Origin of the sequence: Bradyrhizobium sp. 63_E2_N1_3, from assembly GCF_052076005.1 — a bacterium.
In the GTDB taxonomy this organism is placed as follows: Bacteria; Pseudomonadota; Alphaproteobacteria; order Rhizobiales; family Xanthobacteraceae; genus Bradyrhizobium; species Bradyrhizobium barranii.
On the sequence record NZ_CP197235.1, the window covers coordinates 8,569,776 to 8,590,289 of the forward strand.

The following is a 20,514-nucleotide window of genomic DNA, read 5'->3' on the forward strand; positions in this document are numbered from 1 at the left end:
GCCATGACGATGTGGAAAGGACTGCACCCAAACAGGGTCCTCAGAGATACCGCTTCAAATCGGCCGCGGCCTCTTCCGGCGTCCGCTTCATGTTGAACGGCGATACGAACCGCCCGTCGCGGTCCATCAGGTAGATCAGCGCGGTGTGGTCCATGGTGTAGTCGCCGTCCTTGGTCGGGACCTTCTTGGCATAGACCCGGTAGGAGGTGATCACCTTGGCGGTCTCGGCGGGGTCGCCGCTGAGCCCTTCGAGGTGCGGGTCGAAGCTCGACAGATAGTCCTTCATCGTCGCCGGCGTATCGCGCTCGGGATCGACCGAGATGAAGACGGCATTGACCTTGTCGGCATCCTTGCCCATCGCGCGCAGCACTTCCGAGATCTCGAACAACGAGGTCGGGCAGACGTCGGGGCAATGGGTGTAGCCGAAGAAGATCAGGGTCGGCTTGCCCTTCAGGTTCTTGTCGGTGACGGCCTTGCCGTGCTGGTCGGTGAGCTGGAACGGGCCGCCGATCGCGGCCGGCTGCGCCACTTTGCTGACCCCGCCCATCGCCCAGAACACGATCAACAGTCCGACGACGAGGCTTGCAGCGAAGGCGGTCGCGATCACCAGCGGACGGGCGGTGGAGCTCATGAGCGGAAAACTTCCTGTCGCAGGTCAGAAGCAGGCGGCAAAGCCGGTCCTGATCATTTCGAAGAACACCTGGCTGCCGTAGTGGAACCAGAGCGCCAGCGCACCGAGCATGACCAGACCACCGATCCCCGCGCCAGCCAACAGCAGCACGAACGGCAGCCGGCCGGCAGTGGGCGAATTGTCCTGTAGCGGTTGGGCCGGGTGCAGTGGTTGAGCCATAACAACGATCGGGGCGAAGGCCCCCGTTCCCTTGCCATTCAAATAGGCGTTGGCCTGGGCCCGGGCAAGCGCCACGGGTGCTCCAAGGAATACTTCCCGGAATCAGATCGCGCCGATGACGTCAGCGAAGCAGCTGGCCCCGAGCGGACTCCAGCTCTTCCGCCTGCGGGAGAGCCCGGCGCAGGGGGCGGTTGGTCGAGGCCTGCGCGTCGAGGTAGCAGGGCTTGTACATGGCCTGGAGCTGCTTGCCCCTCAGGAACAGCATGTGCGGGGTGAGGCCGCCGCGCTGGTTGATCCAGCGCTTCACCTGCGAGGGATACATCGCATAGAGCATCTGGGTCGCTTCGGAGTTGGTCACCGCACGGCCGTTGGCGCCAAAATCCCAGGCGGCGTGGAAGCCGAGGGTCGCGTGCGAGGTCACACAGATGCGGTCGCGCGGAATGGCGCCGAGGACGATGGTGCAGGCCGAGGCACAGAGACCGTCGATGATGACGGTGTCGCCTGACTGGCGCAGGTCCTGGTATCTGTCGACGTAGGTTCCGATCCGGCCACCGCGGTCATCCGCAATCCGAACCACTGCGTGAGAAGCCCCCATGCTCGCGATGAGGAGAACCGCCGCGAGCAACCCCGTCAGAAACTTCATTGTCCCCCGCCCCAGTCGAATTCGAATCTGCGTGTCAGGTGGTGATGCGTTGCTAGCGTCCGTCGTAACCGTGGTTTTGTCTAGGCGCGCCGGCTGGCTCAAAACAAATTCAAATCCAGTGTTGCGCCCGCGCTGCACCAGGCCCGACTCGGTCCCAAACCGGAACAAGTTAACGATGTCTTACGCGCCAAGCCCTTGATCTCAGTTGCAACGGCTGGCTTCAATCCGGACAACTACAGGGGGGAACCTATGGCGGAAGAGACAGACGTCATCGTCGTCGGCGCGGGACTATCGGGACTGGTGGCCGCAACCGAGATCGCCGACGCCGGCAAGCGGGTGATCGTGGTCGACCAGGAAGGCGAGCAGTCGCTCGGCGGCCAGGCGTTCTGGTCGTTCGGCGGCCTGTTCCTGGTCAACTCTCCCGAGCAGCGCCGGCTCGGCATCAAGGACTCCTTCGATCTCGCAATGCAGGACTGGCTCGGCACCGCCGGCTTCGACCGCGACGAGGATTTCTGGCCGCGCCAATGGGCCGAGGCCTATGTGGCGTTTGCCGCGGGCGAGAAACGCGACTGGCTGCGCGCGATGGGGCATCGCATCTTCCCGGTGGTCGGCTGGGCCGAGCGCGGCGGCTATGACGCGATGGGCCACGGCAATTCGGTGCCGCGCTTCCACGTCACCTGGGGAACCGGCCCCGGCATCGTCGAGCCGTTCGAGCGCCGCGCGCGCGAGGCCATGAAGAGCGGCCGGCTGACCTTCAGGTTCCGCCATCGCGTCGATGCGCTCTCCATCACCAACGGCACGGTGGACGGCATCAGCGGCGCCGTGCTTGCCCCTGACAATGTCGAGCGTGGCAAGAGCTCGTCGCGCAACGTGGTCGGCGAGTTCGCGCTGAAGGCGCAGGCCGTGATCGTGGCGTCCGGCGGCATCGGCGGCAATCACGAGCTGGTGCGGCAGAACTGGCCGAAGCGGCTCGGCGAGCCGCCGAAGTTCATGATCTCCGGCGTGCCGGAGCATGTCGACGGCCGCATGATCGGCATCACCGAGAAATCGGGCGCGCGGCTGATCAACCGCGACCGCATGTGGCATTATGTCGAAGGCATCCAGAACTGGAATCCGATCTGGCCGCGCCACGGCATCCGCATCCTGCCCGGCCCGTCCTCGATGTGGTTCGACGCAACAGGCACGCGGCTGCCGGCGCCGTTGTTTCCCGGCTCCGACACGCTCGGCCAGCTCCAGTACATCATGTCCACCGGCTATGATTATTCCTGGTTCATCCTGACCCAGAGCATCATCAAGAAGGAATTTGCGCTGTCGGGCTCGGAGCAGAATCCCGATCTGACAGGCAAGAGCTGGCGGATGACCCTGCGCCGCGCCACCAACAAGGGCGCGCCGGCGCCGGTGGAGGCATTCAAAAGCCATGGTGTCGACTTCATCGTACGCGACAAGATCGAGGATCTTGTCGCGGCCATGAACAAGCTCGCCGGCAGCGACCTCCTCAAGCTCGAGCATGTCAGGATGCAGATCGAGGCGCGCGACCGCGAGATCGCCAATCCCTACGTCAAGGATGCGCAGGTGATGAACATCCACAATGCGCGGCGCTATATCGGCGACAAGCTGATCCGCACCGCCTCTCCGCACCGCATCCTCGATCCCGCGCAGGGGCCGCTGATCGCGGTCAAGCTCAACATCCTCACCCGCAAGACGTTGGGCGGTTTCGAGACCGATCTCGACTCGCGCGTGTTCGGCAGCGAGGGCAGCGTCATTCCCGGCCTCTATGCGGTCGGCGAAGCCGCAGGCTTCGGCGGCGGCGGCGTGCACGGTTATCGTTCGCTGGAAGGCACCTTCCTCGGCGGCTGCCTGTTCTCGGGCCGCAATGCCGGCCGCGCCGCGGCGAAGGCCGTGGGCTAGATCATGCGGAGGTGGATGCAGATCGGGGCGCTTCTTGCGGCATTGGCCGCAGCCTCGGCCGCATCCGCCGATACGATCGACGTCAACGGCGTGAAGCGATCCTACACCGCGCAACTGCCGGCGAAGCGGCTGGTGCCGCTCGTGGTCGTGCTGCACGGCAAGACCCAGCGCGGCGCCGACATGGTCGCGCGAACAGCGTGGCCGCAGGTCGCGAAGCGCGAAGGTTTTGCCGTGGTCTTTCCCGACGGGCTCAACCATGCCTGGGCCGATGCGCGGACGAAGGCTGGACCGGCGCTGCGTGGCCCGCCCGAGGGCACCGACGACGTCGCCTTCATCGCAAAGCTGGTCGAGACGCTGGTGACGAACGGCACGGCGGACCCGAAGCGTGTCTATGTCGCCGGCATCTCCAATGGCGGCGCCATGGCGATGACGCTGGTTTGCGCGCGCGCCGATCTGTTTGCGGCGGGCGCGAGCGTGATCATGAATCTCACGGATGAGGCCGCAGTCACCTGCCATCCGTCGCGGCCACTGCCGATGCTGCTCATCAACGGCACCGCCGACCCGCTGGTCCCCTACGAGGGAGGACGGGGATCGAGCTATTATGCCGCAGACGGGTTCTGGTCCACCGAAGAGACGCTGGCTTTCTGGCGCAAGCTCAATGGCTGCGAGACCGACGATGCCGAGGTGACCGATTTGCCCGAGAAGGCGCCCGCGGACCAGTCCACGGTCACACGGATCTCCTCACGCTGTCCCAAAGGGCACGACGTCGTGCTCTATCGCATCAACCATGGCGGCCACCGCATGCCCGGCTTCGCTCCGGATGCCCGCTTCCCGAAGGTTGCAACCAGCCTGCTCGGGCCACAGAACCGCGACATCGACGGTGCCGAGACGATCTGGTCGTTCTTCAGTCAGTTTCCGTGAACGGCGCATGCATCAGCGGGCCACGCATGCGTACCCGGCAACGCATGCGTGCCTGGGGTGGCAGAGCTGGGGGCGCTGGGTTAGACAGGGCCGCCATTCCCACCAGGAGATCCCCCAATGAGCATTCAGCGTTTCGAAACCGGCCCGCGCATGAGCCAGGTCGTCGTGCACGGCAACACCGTCTATCTCGCCGGCGTCGTCGCCAACAAGGCCGCCGGTGAAAGCGTCACGAAGCAGACCCAGGACATCCTGGCGACCATCGACAGCCATCTCGCCAAGGCCGGCACCGACAAGTCGAAGCTGCTCTCGGCCACGATCTACATCACCGACATGAAGACCTTTGCCGAGATGAACGCGGTGTGGGACGCCTGGGTCTCGCCCGGCAACACCCCGGCTCGCGCGACCGTCGAAGCCAAGCTCGCGGCGGCTCAGTACACCGTCGAGATCATGGTCACCGCGGCGAAGTAAATTCGCGCTGAAATTGTTGCGAACGTCCGAAGCGCGATGAGAGCATCATCGCGCTTCTTTTCTGCGTGCGCATGACCTCCGAGGTAATCGATCTGCGCGTGCGAACCTTCGATAGTCGAGACAGCCGAACACGGCGCCATCGAAGGAGAACACCATGACCGACCCCGTCACCATCGCCCGCCGCTACATCGAGCTCTGGAACGAGCGCACCGCAGGCCGCCGTCGCGAACTGCTCAGCGAAAACTGGACGGCGGATGCGAGCTATGTCGATCCCCTGATGAAGGGCGACGGCCGGGACGGCATCGACGCGCTGATCGCGGGCGTGCAGCAGCGTTTCCCCGACTTCAAGTTCACGCTGATCGGCGAGCCCAACGGCTACGGCGAGCATGTCCGCTTTTCGTGGGGCCTCGGTCCCGACGGTGTCGACAGCCCGATCAAGGGCACCGACTTCGCCGTGCTGAAGGACGGCCGCATCAGGAGCATCACGGGATTTCTGGACCAGGTGCCCGCGGGCGCGTGACGCCTCTTACCCTCCCCTGGAGGGGGAGGGTCGGCTCACATTGAGCGCAGCGAAATGTGAGACGGGGTGGGGTGACAGTCTCTCCACCGATGCGGTGCCCGAGCGGAGAGATCACCCCACCCCGCTCGCGCTACGCGCGATCGACCCTCCCCCTCCAGGGGAGGGTAAGCAAGAGCCCGGCCCTTAGCTTGCAGTTGCCAGCCGATAGGCTCGCTTCGCATTCACACCAAATGCCTTCTCTCGAACATTCGGCCCAAGCTTCGCCAGGCACGCTTCCAGCGCCCCCTTGATCTCGCCATAACTCCCGGCAAGCAGACACACCGGCCAGTCCGAGCCGAAGATCAGGCGATCCTCGCCAAAACATGTTGCGGCATGTTCGACGAACGGAAACAGCCGCTCGGCATCCCAGTCACTCCACACCGCTTCCGTCGCGAGGCCCGAAATCTTGCACCAGACATTGCCGCAGGCCGCGAGAGCCGCGATGCGATCGGCCCATTCGGCGCTTCCGCCATCGGCGATCGGCGGTTTTGCGGCGTGGTCGAGCACGAAACGCGCTTGCGGAAAGGCCTGTGCAGTTGCGATCGCGGCGGGCAGTTCGCGGGTGCGGACCAGGAAATCGTAGGCGAGATCGCGGGCGAACGTTGCGGTGAGGCCGCGTTGAACGTCCTCGCGCAGCAGCCAGTCCGGATCGGCCTCGTCATGCACCTGGTGACGAATGCCGACCAGCTTGTCGCCGCCGGGCGAAGCGCGCAGCCGATCGAGCGTGTCGCCAAGCGCACCGTCCGTCAGATCGGCCCAGCCGACGACGCCAATCACCGAGGGCGTCGCATGCGCGATCCGCAAGAATTCCTCAGTCTCCTCCAGCGCGGAGCGGCACTGCACCACGATGCTCGCGTCGATGCCGTTTGCTTTCAACAGCGGCGCGAGATCGGCGGGGCCGAAGGCGCGGCGGATCGAGGCCAATTCCGGCGCGTCCATCCAGGGATAGTCGGCGCGCGAAGGATCCCAGAAATGCTGATGGCCGTCGACGATCATGCCTCACGCTCCGCCCGGCAACGGCGCGCGTGCGTCGACGAGCTTGCGCGCACGCAGCTCCTGCCAGAAGGCTTGTGGCACCGCCTTCTCCGACATCGCGATGTTGTCGGACACTTCCGCGGCGTTGCGCGCGCCCAGCACGGCAATTGTGACCGCCGGATGGGCCATGCAGAACTGAAGCGCGGCGGCCTTCAGCTCGGTCCCGTGCTTGCGGCAGAGCTCGTCGAGCTCGAGCGCACGCGCGATCAGCGCCGCGTCGGCGTCCTGATAGTTGAACTTCGCGCCAGGATGCGGATTGGCCAGAATGCCGCTGTTGTAGATGCCGCCGAGCAGGATGCCGATGTTCTTCTCGCGGCAGACCGGAAATAGCGCATCCAGCGCGCCCTGGTCGAGCAGCGTGTAGCGGCCGGCGAGCAGGAAGCAGTCGACCGGAACGGCCTGGGCAAAACGGACCAACATTTCCGACTGGTTCATGCCGGCACCGATCGCCTTGACCGTGCCGTCGGCGCGCAGGCGCTGGAGTGCGCGGAAGGCGCCGGCCACGGCATCGTCATAGTGATCGTCGGGATCATGCACGAGCAGGACATCGATGCGATCGAGCCCAAGGCGCGTCAGGCTCTCCTCCACCGAACGCATCACGCCGTCATGGGAGAAGTCGAACACCGGCCGCTCGCGCGACGTACCCTTGTAGTGCGCGTCCTCGGCGGCCGCGCCATCCGGCGCGCGCAGCAGACGACCGACCTTGGTCGAGATGACGTAGGAGTCGCGCGGCTGCTGCCGCAGGAAAGCGCCGAGCCGCCGTTCGGCGAGGCCAAAGCCGTAGAGCGGCGCGGTATCGTAGAAGCGGATGCCGGCCGACCAGGCGCGCTCGATCGTGGCGAACGCATCGGTATCGCTGACGGCGGTGAACAATCCGCCGAGCGGGGCCGAACCGAGACCGATTGAGGTGACGTCGAGGGAGCCGAGCCGCGACCGTTTCATTCCCATTGCCTTCCAAAAGTCTTCCTTCCAACCGTCCAATCATCTCTCCCGCTTGCGGAAACCGCAAGCGGGAGAGGTTCGCAGGAGCACGGGGCTGGCGACGCTCCTACTTCAACATCTGCGCAACGTTGTCCTTGGTCACGAGATCGAGGCCGGTATAGACGATCTCGGGTACCTTCTCGCCCTTCTTGATGGCGAGCAGCGTATCCATCGCCTTCTCGCCCATCTCGAACGGACGCTGGCCGACCAGCGCATTGGCGTAACCGTCGCGCAGCAGTTCGAGCTGCATCTTCAGCGTATCGGCGACGACCAGCGTGAACTTGCCGGAGTCGATGTCCTTCTTGTTCCTGGAGGCGAAGGCCTTGAAGCCTTCGGGGGCGAACATCGGCCAGCCGCCGATGGGAACGATCGAGGCGAGGTCGGGCGTGGCGGTGCGCATGTCCGTCATCTGCTGGACCGCCAGCGCCGGATCGTCGTTGCAGAAGGTCGGCGAGCCCGCGACCTCGGTCCATTTCGAGCCCTTCAGCGCCTCGCGGACGCCGTCGACGCGCTCGGCGAGATTCTTGGCGCCCGGACCGCCCGAGACCATCGCGTATTTGCCGCCATCGGGCCGCAGCTTCAAGAGCTCCTTGCCGAGCGCGACGCCGAACTCCTTGTTGTTGGTGCCGATATAGGCGATCCGCTTGGAGCCAGGCGCATCGGCATCGAAGGTGATGACGGGGATGCCGGCCGCGGTCGCCGCCTCGATCGACTTGGTCATGGCCGCAACGTCGGCGACCGAGATGGCGAGGCCGTCGACCTTCTGGGTGACGAAGTCCTGGATGATCTGCGCCTGCGTCGCCGGCTCATGCTCCACCGGCCCCTTGTAGATGCACTCGATGTTGCCAAGCTCCTTGGCACGCTTCAGGCAGCCGTCGCGCGCGAAGTCGAAGAACGGATTGTTCATCGCCTTGGGCACGATCACGAAACGGTAGTTCGCGGCAAACGCCGGCGTCGCCATCATCGCGACCGCGATGCCGGCAAGAAGAAGTTTCCTCATTGTTTCCTCCACCCTTATCTGGCGCCCGTCCTCTTAAGATCGTCCGGGGAGCGGACAGGCGACATTTTCGTTGCCCTCCCGGAACGACGTCATTTCAGATCATCCGCGAGCGGATGCGGTCGACCAGCACAGCCAGGATGATGATCACGCCGACCAGCGTCTGCTGCCAGTAGGAGCTGACCTGTGCCAGCACGAGGCCGTTGCGGATCACTTCCAGCAACACGCAGCCGACGATGGCCCCCAACGGACCGCCGATGCCGCCGGCGAGGTTGGCACCGCCGATGACGGCCGCCGCGATCACGTTGAGCTCGTAGGACGTCGCCATGTTGGCGGGCGCCGATCCGAGCCAGCCGGAGATGATGATGCCTTGCAGCCCTGCGGCAAGCGCGCAGATCACATAGACCTCGATCTTCACCCGCACGACCGGTATGCCCGTGAGCTCGGCGGCCTTCTCGTTGCCCCCGAGCGCGAACACGTGGCGGCCGAACGAACTGTGGTGCAGGACCACGGCCATCGCCAGCGCGAGGACCACGAGATAGATGAAGGGCACGGGCACGCCGAGCACATCGCCCGAGGTGAGCGCGTAGAAGTAATCAGCGTCCGGCCCACCCGGAAAACTGCCGCGGCCGTTGGAGACGACGTAGCCGAGCCCACGCACGATCGAGAGCATGCCGAGCGTGGTGACGAAGGGCGACAGGCCGAGCACGGCGATACAGAAGCCGTTGACGAGGCCCGCGATCAGCGCGACGCCGAGGCCCGCGAGGATCGAGATCAGCAGGATCAGACCCGGCACGTTGGCCAGCACGGTCTTGCCGTCAGCGGCCATATGCACGAACAGCGAGCCTGCGGGCGAGCCGGGCGCCGACAGCTCGGTCATGACCATCGAGGTGATCATGGCGGAGAAGCACATCATCGAGCCGACCGACAGATCGATGCCGCCGGTGATGATCACGAAGGTGACGCCGAGGGTGGCGATGGCGATGAAGGAGAAATTCTTCGCCACGTTCTGCATGTTGCCTTCGGTGAAGAAATAAGGGCTGGCGAAATGCATCACCACCAGCAGCATCGCCAGCGCGAGCAGGACATAGCCGGTCTGGGAGGCGAAGATGCCGCGCTGCCACCATCTGATCCGGCCGACATTGGTGAAGCTGATCGGAGATTCCAAGGGCATGGCCATCACGCCGCCTCCTTCGCGCCGGTGATCAGGGCGGTGACTTCCTCGGGCGACGTCTGGTGGATCGGCTTGTCGGCCCGTTTCTCACCGCGGCGCATGACGATCACGCGATCGCACACCGCGAACACGTCGGGCATGCGGTGCGAGATCAGCATGACGGCGACGCCCTGCTCCTTCAGCCGGTGGATCAGGCCGAGCACCTGCTCGACCTGGCGTACCGAGATCGCGGCGGTCGGCTCGTCCATCATGACCAGCCGCGCGTTGGACAGCCGCGTCCGCGCGATCGCAACCGCCTGGCGCTGGCCGCCAGACATCTGCTTGACGAGATCGTCGGGGCGCGTCTCCGAGCGCAATTCGCCGAACAGCTCCAGCGCACGCGCCGCCATCGCCTTGTGGTCGAGCAGTGCGAGCGGGCCGAACCTGCGCTTCAGCTCGCGGCCGAGGAAGACGTTGGCAGCAGCCGTCAGATTGTCGGCAAGCGCGAGGTCCTGGTAGACGACCTCGATGCCGACGCCGCGGGCATCGACGGGCCGGTTGAAATGGACCGCGTTGCCGGCAAAGCGGATCTCGCCATGGCTGGGACGGAAATTGCCGGCGATGATCTTGACCAGCGTGGACTTGCCCGCGCCGTTGTCGCCCATCAGGCCGACGACCTCGCCGGGCTGGACCTGCAGGTCGACGCCGTGCAGCGCGCGGATTGCGCCGAACTCCTTGCCGATGCCGGTCAGCTCGAGGACCGGTGTCGCTTCAGCCTTTGTCATCAGCGGCCTTCCTCAGACGTAGCGGTTTACCAGGGATTCCAGATATTCCTGCCGTCCCGAGCGCGGCCGCGGGTCGAAGCCGGGGCTGAGCGCACGGTCGGCAAGTTCGGCGAGCGAGCGCTGGCCGCCGAGAATGGCCCGGCCTTCGGGTGCCGCCCATCCCTCGTAGCGCTGCGCGAGCGGTGCGGTGAGGGCGCCGGCATCGAGCATGTCGGCGGCGGCGAGGAACGCGCGCGCGCAGGCATCCATCGAGCCGACATGGGCATGGATCAGATCGTCGGGGTCGATCGACTGCCGCCTGATCTTGGCGTCGAAATTGAGCCCGCCCGAGGTGAAGCCGCCGCGATTCAGGATCTCGTGGAACACCAGGGCCAGCTCCGGCACGTTCATCGCGAACTGGTCGGTGTCCCAGCCGAGCAGATCGTCGCCGCGATTGACGTCGAGCGAGCCGAAGATGCCGAGCGCCTCGGCGAGCGCCACCTCGTGATGGAAGGAGTGGCCGGCGAGGATGGCGTGGTTCTGCTCGATGTTGAGCTTGACGTCGTTCAGCAGGTCGTAGCGTTCCAGGAAGCCGTAGCAGGTGGCGACGTCGAAATCATATTGATGCTTGGTCGGCTCCTTCGGCTTCGGCTCGATCAGGATCGGGCCCTTGAAGCCGATCTTGTGCTTGTGCTCGACGACCAGCGAGATGAAGCGGCCGAGCTGGTCGAGCTCGCGCTTGAGATCCGTGTTGAGCAGCGTCTCGTAGCCCTCGCGGCCGCCCCACAGCACGTAGTTCTGGCCGCCGAGCCGGTGCGTCACCTCCAGCGCGGCGCGGACCTGGCCGGCGGCATAGGTGAAGATTTCGGGGTCCGGATTGGTCGCGGCACCCGCCATGTAGCGGCGATGCGTGAACAAATTGGCTGTGCCCCAGAGCAAGCGGACTTTTGCGGAGGCCATCTTCGCTTCGAACAGATCGGCGATCGCGTTGAGATTGGCGACGGACTCGCTGAGCGAAGTGCCTTCCGGCGCCGCATCGACGTCGTGGAAGGTGAAGAAGGGTACGTCCAGCAGGCGGAACAGCTCGAAGGCGACATCGGCCTTGGCGCGTGCCTGCGCCATCGCATCAGCACCTTGATGCCAGGGGCGCAGAAAGGTCTCGCCGCCGAAGGGATCGCCGCCCGGCCAGCAGAACGAATGCCAGTAGCAGACCGCAAAGCGCAGATGATCCTCGAGCCTGCGGCCATGCACGAGCCGGTCCTTGTCGTACCATCGGAAGGCGGGCGTGTTTCCCGCATCCTTGCCGCCGAAGGCGACAGGGGCGCTTGCATCGAAGAATTTTGCTGGTGCGTTCACTTAAGGCTCTCCTTCAACGCAGGATAAAGTTCGCGCCACCGCCGATAGGCGTCGTCATAGGCCGCAGTGACGGATGCGCGGGGCGCAAAGCTCGCGAGCCGCCGCGGGCGCTTGCACACTTCCGCGGGATCTTCGCCGGTAGCGGCGAGCCGGCCGAGCCTCGCGGCGCCGAGCGCCGCCCCGACCTCGCCTTCCTCGACGCGGTGGACGGGAATGCCGAGCACATCGGCGCAGATCTGCGCCCACAGCGGCGAGCGCGAGCCGCCGCCGACGAGATCGACCTCCGCGATTGGCCCGCTGGCCGCGCTCAGCGCCGCGAGGTTGTCGCGCGCGGCGAAGGCGACGCCTTCCAGCACGGCCTGCACGATCTGGCTGCGCCCGCTCGCACCGCGCAGGCCGACGAAGGCGCCGCTGGCGGCGGCATCGTTGTGCGGCGTGCGCTCGCCATCGAGATAGGGCAGGAATTTTATGGAGCTCGGTCCGTCGACACGCTCGCCGAGCGGCGCCAGGAGCGCGGCGGCCGGCGTCTCCATCACGCCCGCGAGCCAGGCCAGCGAAGCCGCGGCCGACAGCATTACGCCCATCTGATGCCAGAGGCCGGGCAGCGCATGGCAGAACGCATGCACGGCCGAAGCCGGTGCCGGTGCAAACCGGTCGGTGACGCGGAACACCACGCCGGATGTGCCGAGCGACAGGAATGCATCGCTTGGCGCGATCGCGCCGAGCCCGATGGCGCTCGCGGCATTGTCGCCGGCACCGCCGGCAATCACGACTTCATTCGTCATGCCCCAGCGCCGCGCGAATTCGGGCGCGAGCACTGCACTGACCTCGCTGCCCTCGACGAGGCGGGGCATGTGGTGGAGATCGAGCCCGACGGCATGCAGCAGCAGCGCCGACCAGCGGCGCAGACCGACATCGAGCCACAGCGTGCCCGCGGCGTCGGACATGTCCTCGACCATCTCGCCGGTGAGGCGATAACGCACATAGGCCTTCGGCAGCAGCACCTTTGCCACGCGCTCGAAGATCTGCGGCTCGTGCCGCGCGACCCAGAGCAGCTTTGGCGCGGTGAAGCCGGGCATCGCCAGATTGCCGGCGATCGTGTGCAGCGACGGGCAGCGCCGCTCGAGCGCGACGCATTCGGCGTGAGAGCGGCCGTCGTTCCACAGAATAGCGGGGCGCAGCGGCCGTCCGTCCTCGTCCAGCAGCGTCGCGCCATGCATCTGGCCGGACAGCCCGATGCCGCGCACCTGCGCGACCTCGCGCGGATGGCGGGCGGCGAGATCGTCGACGGCGCCAACCGCCGCATCGACCCAGGCGTCGGGATTCTGCTCGGACCACAGCGGCGCGGGATGCGACAGCGCAAGCTCGCGCGCGGCCGTCGCGACAATCGCGCCGGTTTCGCTCACGAGCACCGCTTTCACACCGGATGTGCCGATGTCGATACCGAGATACACGCCGTCCTCCCTTTCGCCTGATGCGGTGCGCGATCTCAGAGTCGCCCTTTCCGCAACGGACCGTTTCGAAATCCACCCGCCCCTAGGGCAAATTGTCCCGCATCACGATGTCGATCCTGATCTTCTCCTGTTCGCGCAAGATCGGCTCGCCGCGCGCAAGCGCGAGCAGCACGCGCACGGCGGCGCGCGCTTCATGCCCGGGGTTCTGCGAGATCGCGGCATCCATCACGCCCTGCAACAGAAGCCGGCGCGTCAGTACGGTGACGTCGTGTCCGACGAATACCACCTGCTTGCCGCGGCCGGCATCGCTCAACGCTGTGGCGACGCCTTGCGTGCCTGCGCCGACGTTATAAAGGCCGACAATGTCAGCATGCCTGCCGAGCAGCTGCGCCAGAACCTGTTCCGAACGGCCGTCTTCGTCGCGCCCTTCCAGCACCGGCAGCACGCTGAGATCGGGGAATTCCGACGCCATCACCTGGCTGAAGCCGAAGATGCGTTCGGAATGGTCGCGCAGGCCCTGCGAGCCCGCGACGATCGCGACCTTGCCGGACCGTTGGCCGACCAGCCGACCGACCAGCGCGCCGGCGGTGCGTCCCGCCGCAATGTTGTCGATGCCTACATAATGGTGGCGACGCGAGGACGGGACGTCCGAGACCAGCGTCACGACCCTGGTCCCGGCGTCGACGAGATCGTTGATCGCGGCGCGGACCCCGGGATGGTCCAGCGCCACCACGGCGACGCCGTCGTAATCGCCGGACAGCGCCTCCAGCGAGGCCGCGAGCACGGACGGGTCGAACACATCCGTGGCGACCACCTCGACGCCGAGACGGCGGGCCGAGAGCCAGGCCGACATCTCGCCGAGATAGGCCTCGATCTGCTGCATGAAGGGGTTCGGCCCCGCCGGCATCACGAAGGCAAAGCGGCGGGCACGGCTGCGGGCGAGCTCGGCGGCGGCGACGTGCGGCTGGAAGGCGTTGCGCTCGATCGTCGCCTTGACCCGCCGGACCGTATCGGGCCGCACGCCCGGGCGGTTGTGCAGGACGCGGTCGACCGTCGCAAGGCTGACACCCGCCTCGCGGGCGATGTCCTTCAGCGTCAGCGCGGTCGCGGTGAGAGTATCGGCCATGGCTGAAGGTTATCGAGGTGTTTTGAGGTACGCAACTCATTTTGAGGCGCACGACGATGTTTTCGGGTCCGGGTCACACCGCGCGGCCTCAGCCGCCCATAAGGTCGCGCGTCAGGAACAGGCTGTTGGGATCCTCGACATAGCCCTCGAACGGGCCGCAGAGCACAAAACCGTGCGCCTGGTAGAGCGCATGCGCGGGCTTGAAATAATCCCAGGAGCCGGTCTCGAGGCTGAGCCGCTTCAAGCCACGCGCGCGGGCCTCAGCGATGATGTGGCGGAGCATCCGGCCGCCGAAGCCGCGCCTCCGCGTGGTTTGCAGCGTGTGCATCGACTTCACCTCGCCATGGTCGGCCGAGAGCATCTTCAGCGCGCCGGTGGCGACCAGCGTCTCGCCGTCCCAGCCGGTCCAGAACGCGACGTCGCTCGCGCGCAGCCCAGCGAGATCGAGCGCATGGGCGCTGCCCGGCGCGGTCTGCGCCCGCGCAGCCGTGACATGATGGTCGAGCAGCTCAATGACGCGCGGATCAAAGGTGTCGCCGGTACGGACCTGCATCGTCACGGCCTCACCTCACTTGAAAGCCGCTTCTGCATGAGGACCATATCGAGCCAGCGGCCGAACTTGCAGCCGACCTCAGGCATACGGCCAACCTCGGCAAAGCCGAACGACGCGTGCAGCCCGGTCGAGGCGGAATTCGAGGCCTCGATCGCGGCGACCATCGTGTGCTTGTTGAGCGCAGTAGCGCGCTCGATCAGCGCGGCCATCAGGCAGCGGCCGACGCCGAGCCGATGATGTTGCTCGCCGACATAGACCGAATTCTCCACGGTGTGGCGATAGCCGGGCCAGGGGCGGAAATCGCCGAATGATGCGAAGCCGACGACGTCCCTGCCCTTCATTGCGACCAGCACGGGATAGCCGGCCGCTTGCCGAGCGCGCATCCACTCGCGCCGCGAATCCAGATCGGCCGGTCCGTCGGTCCACACCGCCGTGGTGTTGATCGCGGCGTAGTTGTAGATGGCCAAAATATCTTCGGCATCCTCCAGCGTGGCGTCCCGCACGATCAGCGACATCACATTTTCCCATACGATGTGCCGCGCCGCGTGATGATGACGTAGCGCGCATCCTGTTTGGTTTCGTTCTCGAAGGTCACCGCCCGCATCACGTCGAAATCGAGACAATCGCCGTCGCGCAGCCGCACGGTCTTGGCGTCGATATGCACGCAGACCGCACCCTCCAGCATCAGGAGCTGCTGGGTGAACGCGTTGCGGCCCCAGGGGCTGTAGGAGACACGCGCTCCGGCCGGCAGGTCGACGACGATGATCTCGATGCCGCTCGCCGCATCCGGCGGCGAGGCATGACGCCGCCGGTAGCCGCTGTCGGGATCGCGCCAAAGCGGCTGGTCGGCAAGCCGCATCAATCGCTCCGGCGGTTTCTCGGCGAGCGCGACGACGTCACTGAGGGTGACATCGAGCGCCGCGCAGAGCTTGTTGAGCAGCGCAGCGGTGGCGCTGCTCTGCGCCCGCTCCACCCTCCCGATCATGGCCCGGCTGACACCGGAGCGCGTCGCGAGTTCGTTCAACGTCATGCCCGCCTGCGTCCTCAAGGTCTTCAAGCGACGACCGATCGCACGGTCGAGTTTCTGCTGGTCCATGGCTTTCATCCGAATATTGCCCGACAGGAGGACCGCACCCATCAGGGCGGGAGAAGCTTAAGCCGGGCGGGGCGCGCATGCCGGATGCAGCTAATATATTAGAATTTTTGCGCGGCAAATTCCCTGGCGAATTGCCACAGCCCGCCTGGACATGGCGGGCTCGGCAAAGTGTCCTTGGGGAAATTCGCTAGACCAGAAAATCCGGCGCCGCGCCGTGGGCCTGCGGGATCAGGGATCCGGGCGCGAGGTGAAGCGTCATCGCATGATGATCCGCATCGGTCAGCGTCAAAATATTGGTCTGAGTGTCGAAGGCCGCGTTCACCTTGGCGTCGAAGCCATCCAGCACCAGCGTCGTGCCTGGCGTATAGTTTGAGATGACACCGGATGTTTGCCGGGCGTCGGGCCCGAAAACAAACGTGTCCGTACCCGTCAGAACGACATTGCTGCTCAAATTACCGGTGACCACCAATGTCCCGTTGTTGACGTTGACCGTTCCGGTCCCGCTCAAATTGTCGACCTTGAGCACGCCATTATCCAGGACAGTGGCGTTGTTGACGAGGTTGCCCGAGACATCCACCTCACTGCCGGCGTGGACATTGACGATGCCGCCATTGGTCAAGCCATTCCCGAAATCGATCGTGCCGCCCTGATCTGCGGTGATCGTTCCAAAGGTGTTGAAAACGGCGTCGTCGAAATCGAGCGAGGCATGCACGGCTTCGATCAGGCCGCTGCTGGTGACGGAATTGCCGGTATTCACCGCAAGCGGCTGGGACCCGTTCGCCTCGAGCGTGCCGGAGACGCCGATATCCAAGGTGAGGCTGTGATCTCCGTTTCCGATCGTGCCGGCGCCGTCGATCGTGCCGCCGTCAAGGTCGAGCGTGTGATGTGCACCGCTGTTCAGGATCGAGGAGCCCGGATCGAGCTTGATCTCGCCATTGCCAATGACCGTGGCGTCGCCGGTCAGGATGGCTTTCGCGAAATTGAAGAACTCGATCTTGCCGCCATTGTTCAGCGTGCCGCTGACATTCAGAACGCTTCCGGCACTGTCGTCAAACACGGCGCCAGCCTTGAGTGTCACGTTGTTGAAGCTGTTGGCGCTGCCTGCAACGGATTCGATAAGCCCGCCTGACGTCGCATCCAACGACGTCCCGTCCAGATGCACGTTGTCGAAGGTGATGGTGCCGCCATTGGCGACGATCGCACCGAGGGAACCGCCGGCGATCGTATCGTTCACGAACGCGAGCATCGCCTGGGCTTCGCTCAGTGAACCGAGATTGTTGATCGTGCTGTTGCTGATGACACCGGCGCTGCCGGTCTCGTGCAAATTGCCGGTCACGCTGATATTGATCGTGGCCCGGTCAATCGACGTGAAGCCGGTCGAGCCGGTGACCGTCAGAACGCCACCGCCGCCGCTGGTGTCATTCACGTCAGTGACCGTGATCGCGACGTTCTTTGTCGCGATCTCTGTCCCGTCGCTGACCGCGACGGTGACGTCATAGACGTTGTCGTGGTTCGCGTCTTTCGGCGCCTCGAAGTCGGGCGCGGACTTGAACGTCACATCGCCCGTCGCCGACACGTCGAACAGAGCCGCGTCAGTGCCGGACAGCGAATAGGTCAGCGCGGGACTGTCCACATCGGTCGCCGCGACGTGGTAGGCGACGCCAGAGCCATTCTCCGCGAAGCTTGCCGTCGTGCCCGAGCTGATCACGGGCGCATCATCGATTCCCCTCAGCGTCACGGTGATGCCCTGTGTCCCGTAGAAGCCGTCGAGGACCAAGATGAAGATGTCGGTATGGGTCTGTCCGGCCGCGAGCGGAGCGATGTCGGCATGAGAGACATCATAGCTCCACGTCACCTTGCCATCGGCAACGTCGATGGTGGCCGTGAGTGTGCCGAGATTGCCGTCTTGCGGTGCCACCGCGACCGTGTGGGCACCGGCAAAGAAACCCGCCTGCGATGTCGAAACATGGGCAGCGCCATTGTCCGTCAGCTTCGCTGCGGTGAAGGAAGGCGTAGTAAGATCTCTTACAAAGATGTCGTAGGTATGGTTGGTATCGCCCGGCACCAGAATGCTGGATAAAGACTCGAATGCCACCTTGGTGCCATCAGGCGAGAACACGGGAAGCCGGCTGCCGCCTCCGAATTCCCACGGCCTGCCCCCATTGGTCGAGACGGCCGTGATGGCACCCGTGGCCAGGTCCTTCACATAGACGACCTGATCGGCATTGACACCCGGCACGAGATTGGTGGCACTGGAATAGAACGCAATCTTGGTGCCATCAGGCGAGAACACGGGTTTCTGGGCTTCGCCGTTGTTCTGCGGGACTCCGTCGGCATCGGTCGATACCAGCGTGACCGCGCCTGTGGTCAGATCCTTAATGACGATGTTGCCGATTAGGTTGTTAGAACTACCCGGCACAAGATTGTCGGCAAAGGCATAGAACGCCACCTTGGTGCCATCTGGCGAGAACACCGGGTCGAAGCTGCCGCGATCCCCACGAGCGCCGCTGGCGCTCTCCGACACCAGTGTGGTGGCCCCGGTGGAAAGGTCCTTGATGTAGATCTCGGTGGTGTCGCCGCGCACTGTGGCCGACCCGAACACGATTTTGGTGCCATCGGGCGAGAACGAGGGGGGGGAGGTAAAGCCATTCTCAAGCCCGCCGCCGCCGGGTCCTCCGTTGTATGGACTGGGCGCTATGAGCGTTATCGCGCCAGTGGTCAGGTCCTTCACGAAGATGTCGCGCACGTGGTCGGTATCATCAGGCACGAGATTGTCGGCATCGGAATAGAACGCAACCTTGGTGCCATCAGGCGAGAATATCGGGTTGGTGGTCGATAAGCCGTCCGCCTGCTCCCCACTGGCACTCGTCGATACGCGCGTGAGGGCACCGGTGGCCAGGTCCTTCACGAAGATGTCGACGCCCGTTGCGAACGCCAGCTTGGTGCCATCGGGCGAAAAAATCGGCTGGTAGCCACCCAGCTGAACCCCGCTGGCATCGGTCGACACGAGCGTGATCGCCCCGGTCGAAAGGTCCTTCACGAAGACGTCGGGTGCACCGTTGGTATCGCCGGGCACCAGATTGTCGGCATAGGATGCGAACGCCACTTTCGTGCCGTCGGGCGAGAACGCTGCCTGGACACTCGCGCCATCCGCCTGCGCCCCGGTTGCGCTGGTCGACACGCGCGTGAACGCATCGTCGCTGCCACCGCCAGCGGTGAAAACAGGTGCTGAATTTGTCATCAATGCCTCCGTTTGCCCGGCAACAGGCCGGACCCGAATGTTTTGCACGACAATCAGAAACAGAAACGCGGCACCAATGAGTCCCTGCTGTCCAAGGCAAGTTTAGTGCCCCTAGATGACGAACGCTTGATGCAGCCGCGAAGGATCAGATGAAGGATCAGATTGAGCGTCGTTGGCTGCGCCGCTGCACAACAGGCAATCAAAACTGCGCCAGCAGTCTTTCACGATACGCAGCCGCGCCGAACTGCGAGAGCGCATAGCATCCCTCAGGGTGATCTCGTGTCGTCGGGATGAATAAGCCGCTCCATTCTGAAATGCAGCGCGAGCGGTGATCCGTTACATCACCAAGAATTGCCATCGCCAAAAATTGGCCACTTTAACCGACGCTGGGGAGACCGACGCCATTTGGCGGATCTTTGGCCCCTTCATGCTTCCGGATACGCCAAGATGAACGTGGCCATGGGTCGGAGAAACATCCAACACGCCAAATCAGCGGCCATCAATTTTTGAATGGAGCGGGCGAAGGGAATCGAACCCTCGTATGCAGCTTGGGAAGCTGCCGTTCTACCATTGAACTACGCCCGCTTATGCGCATGCAGCGCCCGCTCTGATTAGCCGAGACGGCGCCTCCCGCCAAGCGGTTTGGCGCACCCGGCCGGACGCTTCTTAACGTTTCAGTAAGATTCCAGGTGCGCCGGATTGTGGCGGTGTTATGATCGCGCGTCTGGGGAGAGACGTGCACTGAGTGGGGCGTGTGCATGCTGGGGCGTGGCTACACGATATTCAACACGGCCATAGGGCGCTGCGGCATCGTCTGGAGCAGCACCGGCGTGGTCGCCGTGCAATTGCCGGAGGCGCGGGAGATCGATACCCGCCGCCGGATTTTCGCGGTCCATCCCGAGGCGCGCGAGCAGCAGCCTCCGCTGAATGCCGAGCTTGCGATCGAGGGCATCGCAGGCTTGCTGCAGGGCGGCGACCCTGATTTTTCCGAGGTCAGCCTGGACGCCGGCGGCGTCCCCGGCTTCCATCGGCGCGTTTATGAAGCCGCCTGCGCCATTCCGCGCGGGGAGACCCGCACCTATCACGAGATCGCCAAGGCGCTGGGCGCCTCCGGCGCCGCGCATTCGGTGGCGCAGGCGATCGCCAAAAATCCCTACATGCTGATCGTGCCCTGTCACCGGGTGCTGGAGGCCGGCAATTACGCCGACCGACTCTCGCCTTACGGCGGGGTGATCTCCAAGCGGCGGCTGCTGGCGCTCGAGGGCGCCCATCCGGTCGCGAGCAAGACGCTGTTCGAGGTGCTGCTGCCCGTTGCGCCACCGAGGCCCAGCTAAGGCGCGATCGGAATCGCACCTTAGCTTTGTTTTTTTGGGCATGATCTTGTCGGACAACCGCTACACACTTGTCCG

General features: G+C 64.9%; 20 protein-coding genes and 1 tRNA gene. 5 read left to right on the plus strand and 16 right to left on the minus strand.

The features are described from left to right. Nucleotides 1-40: 40 nt before the first annotated feature. From AB7531_RS40790 to AB7531_RS40800, 3 genes are read right to left on the minus strand one after another with little or no spacing between them, the layout of a single operon-like run. Complete coding sequence (locus AB7531_RS40790) at nt 41-631, minus strand: SCO family protein (protein WP_014491337.1); 591 nt, start codon at nt 629-631, stop codon at nt 41-43. 24 nt (nt 632-655) lie between these two features. Beyond that, nucleotides 656-925, minus strand: coding sequence for a hypothetical protein (locus AB7531_RS40795; protein ID WP_231143696.1), 270 nt, complete (start codon nt 923-925; stop codon nt 656-658). A gap of 46 nt (nt 926-971) precedes the next feature. Next, a complete protein-coding gene (locus AB7531_RS40800) occupies nt 972-1,493 on the minus strand; it encodes a hypothetical protein (RefSeq protein WP_063979857.1) in 522 nt (173 codons plus the stop codon). Between the two features lie 249 nt (nt 1,494-1,742). Between AB7531_RS40800 and AB7531_RS40805 the strand changes: the two genes are divergently transcribed. The 4 genes from AB7531_RS40805 (at nt 1,743) to AB7531_RS40820 (ending at nt 5,310) form a co-directional block, all read left to right on the plus strand. Beyond that, nucleotides 1,743-3,401: an FAD-binding dehydrogenase gene (locus AB7531_RS40805; RefSeq protein ID WP_063979858.1), complete on the plus strand. Its 1,659-nt coding sequence runs from the start codon at nt 1,743-1,745 to the stop codon at nt 3,399-3,401. 3 nt (nt 3,402-3,404) lie between these two features. Beyond that, entirely contained in the window at nt 3,405-4,322 is a 918-nt protein-coding gene (locus AB7531_RS40810; RefSeq protein ID WP_094183948.1) for an alpha/beta hydrolase family esterase, read from the plus strand. Between the two features lie 117 nt (nt 4,323-4,439). Continuing rightward, nucleotides 4,440-4,790 (plus strand): RidA family protein, encoded by a 351-nt coding sequence (locus tag AB7531_RS40815; protein WP_014491332.1) that lies wholly within the window; start codon nt 4,440-4,442, stop codon nt 4,788-4,790. A 154-nt stretch (nt 4,791-4,944) separates the two neighbouring features. Then, complete coding sequence (locus tag AB7531_RS40820) at nt 4,945-5,310, plus strand: nuclear transport factor 2 family protein (RefSeq protein ID WP_063979860.1); 366 nt, start codon at nt 4,945-4,947, stop codon at nt 5,308-5,310. Between the two features lie 183 nt (nt 5,311-5,493). Here the strand turns inward: AB7531_RS40820 and AB7531_RS40825 are convergent, their stop codons facing one another. The 13 genes from AB7531_RS40825 to AB7531_RS40885 all read right to left on the minus strand — a co-directional run bounded on the left by AB7531_RS40825 (nt 5,494) and on the right by AB7531_RS40885 (nt 19,690). After that, nucleotides 5,494-6,345: an amidohydrolase family protein gene (locus tag AB7531_RS40825; RefSeq protein ID WP_063979861.1), complete on the minus strand. Its 852-nt coding sequence runs from the start codon at nt 6,343-6,345 to the stop codon at nt 5,494-5,496. Between the two features lie 3 nt (nt 6,346-6,348). Then, complete coding sequence (locus AB7531_RS40830) at nt 6,349-7,326, minus strand: aldo/keto reductase (RefSeq protein ID WP_063985924.1); 978 nt, start codon at nt 7,324-7,326, stop codon at nt 6,349-6,351. 106 nt (nt 7,327-7,432) lie between these two features. Next, the gene (locus tag AB7531_RS40835; protein ID WP_063985925.1) at nt 7,433-8,365 is read right to left on the minus strand and encodes a sugar-binding protein; all 933 of its coding nucleotides are present in this window, start codon (nt 8,363-8,365) and stop codon (nt 7,433-7,435) included. 94 nt (nt 8,366-8,459) lie between these two features. Next, nucleotides 8,460-9,542: an ABC transporter permease gene (locus tag AB7531_RS40840; protein ID WP_085399632.1), complete on the minus strand. Its 1,083-nt coding sequence runs from the start codon at nt 9,540-9,542 to the stop codon at nt 8,460-8,462. Continuing rightward, on the minus strand, nt 9,542-10,300 hold the full coding sequence (locus AB7531_RS40845) for an ATP-binding cassette domain-containing protein (RefSeq protein ID WP_014491326.1): 759 nt from the start codon (nt 10,298-10,300) through the stop codon (nt 9,542-9,544). Before AB7531_RS40845 ends, AB7531_RS40840 begins: the two co-directional genes overlap by 1 nt. Before the next feature lie 12 nt (nt 10,301-10,312). Continuing rightward, nucleotides 10,313-11,635, minus strand: coding sequence for a xylose isomerase (xylA, locus tag AB7531_RS40850; protein WP_063979862.1), 1,323 nt, complete (start codon nt 11,633-11,635; stop codon nt 10,313-10,315). Beyond that, the gene (xylB, locus tag AB7531_RS40855; protein WP_063979863.1) at nt 11,632-13,089 is read right to left on the minus strand and encodes a xylulokinase; all 1,458 of its coding nucleotides are present in this window, start codon (nt 13,087-13,089) and stop codon (nt 11,632-11,634) included. Before xylB ends, xylA begins: the two co-directional genes overlap by 4 nt. Before the next feature lie 82 nt (nt 13,090-13,171). Continuing rightward, entirely contained in the window at nt 13,172-14,215 is a 1,044-nt protein-coding gene (locus tag AB7531_RS40860; RefSeq protein ID WP_231143697.1) for a LacI family DNA-binding transcriptional regulator, read from the minus strand. A gap of 88 nt (nt 14,216-14,303) precedes the next feature. Then, nucleotides 14,304-14,768, minus strand: coding sequence for a GNAT family N-acetyltransferase (locus AB7531_RS40865; RefSeq protein WP_063979864.1), 465 nt, complete (start codon nt 14,766-14,768; stop codon nt 14,304-14,306). Between the two features lie 2 nt (nt 14,769-14,770). Beyond that, complete coding sequence (locus AB7531_RS40870; protein ID WP_063979866.1) at nt 14,771-15,283, minus strand: GNAT family N-acetyltransferase; 513 nt, start codon at nt 15,281-15,283, stop codon at nt 14,771-14,773. Continuing rightward, nucleotides 15,283-15,864, minus strand: a complete 582-nt coding sequence (locus tag AB7531_RS40875; RefSeq protein ID WP_028160282.1) for a helix-turn-helix domain-containing protein — start codon at nt 15,862-15,864, stop codon at nt 15,283-15,285. Before AB7531_RS40875 ends, AB7531_RS40870 begins: the two co-directional genes overlap by 1 nt. A 187-nt stretch (nt 15,865-16,051) precedes the next feature. Further along, the gene (locus AB7531_RS40880) at nt 16,052-19,105 is read right to left on the minus strand and encodes a DPP IV N-terminal domain-containing protein (RefSeq protein ID WP_063979867.1); all 3,054 of its coding nucleotides are present in this window, start codon (nt 19,103-19,105) and stop codon (nt 16,052-16,054) included. Nucleotides 19,106-19,616: 511 nt separating this feature from the next. Next, nucleotides 19,617-19,690 (minus strand) — tRNA-Gly (locus AB7531_RS40885). A 173-nt stretch (nt 19,691-19,863) separates the two neighbouring features. Between AB7531_RS40885 and AB7531_RS40890 the strand changes: the two genes are divergently transcribed. Then, nucleotides 19,864-20,439, plus strand: coding sequence for a methylated-DNA--[protein]-cysteine S-methyltransferase (locus AB7531_RS40890; RefSeq protein ID WP_063985926.1), 576 nt, complete (start codon nt 19,864-19,866; stop codon nt 20,437-20,439). Nucleotides 20,440-20,514 lie beyond the last annotated feature (75 nt).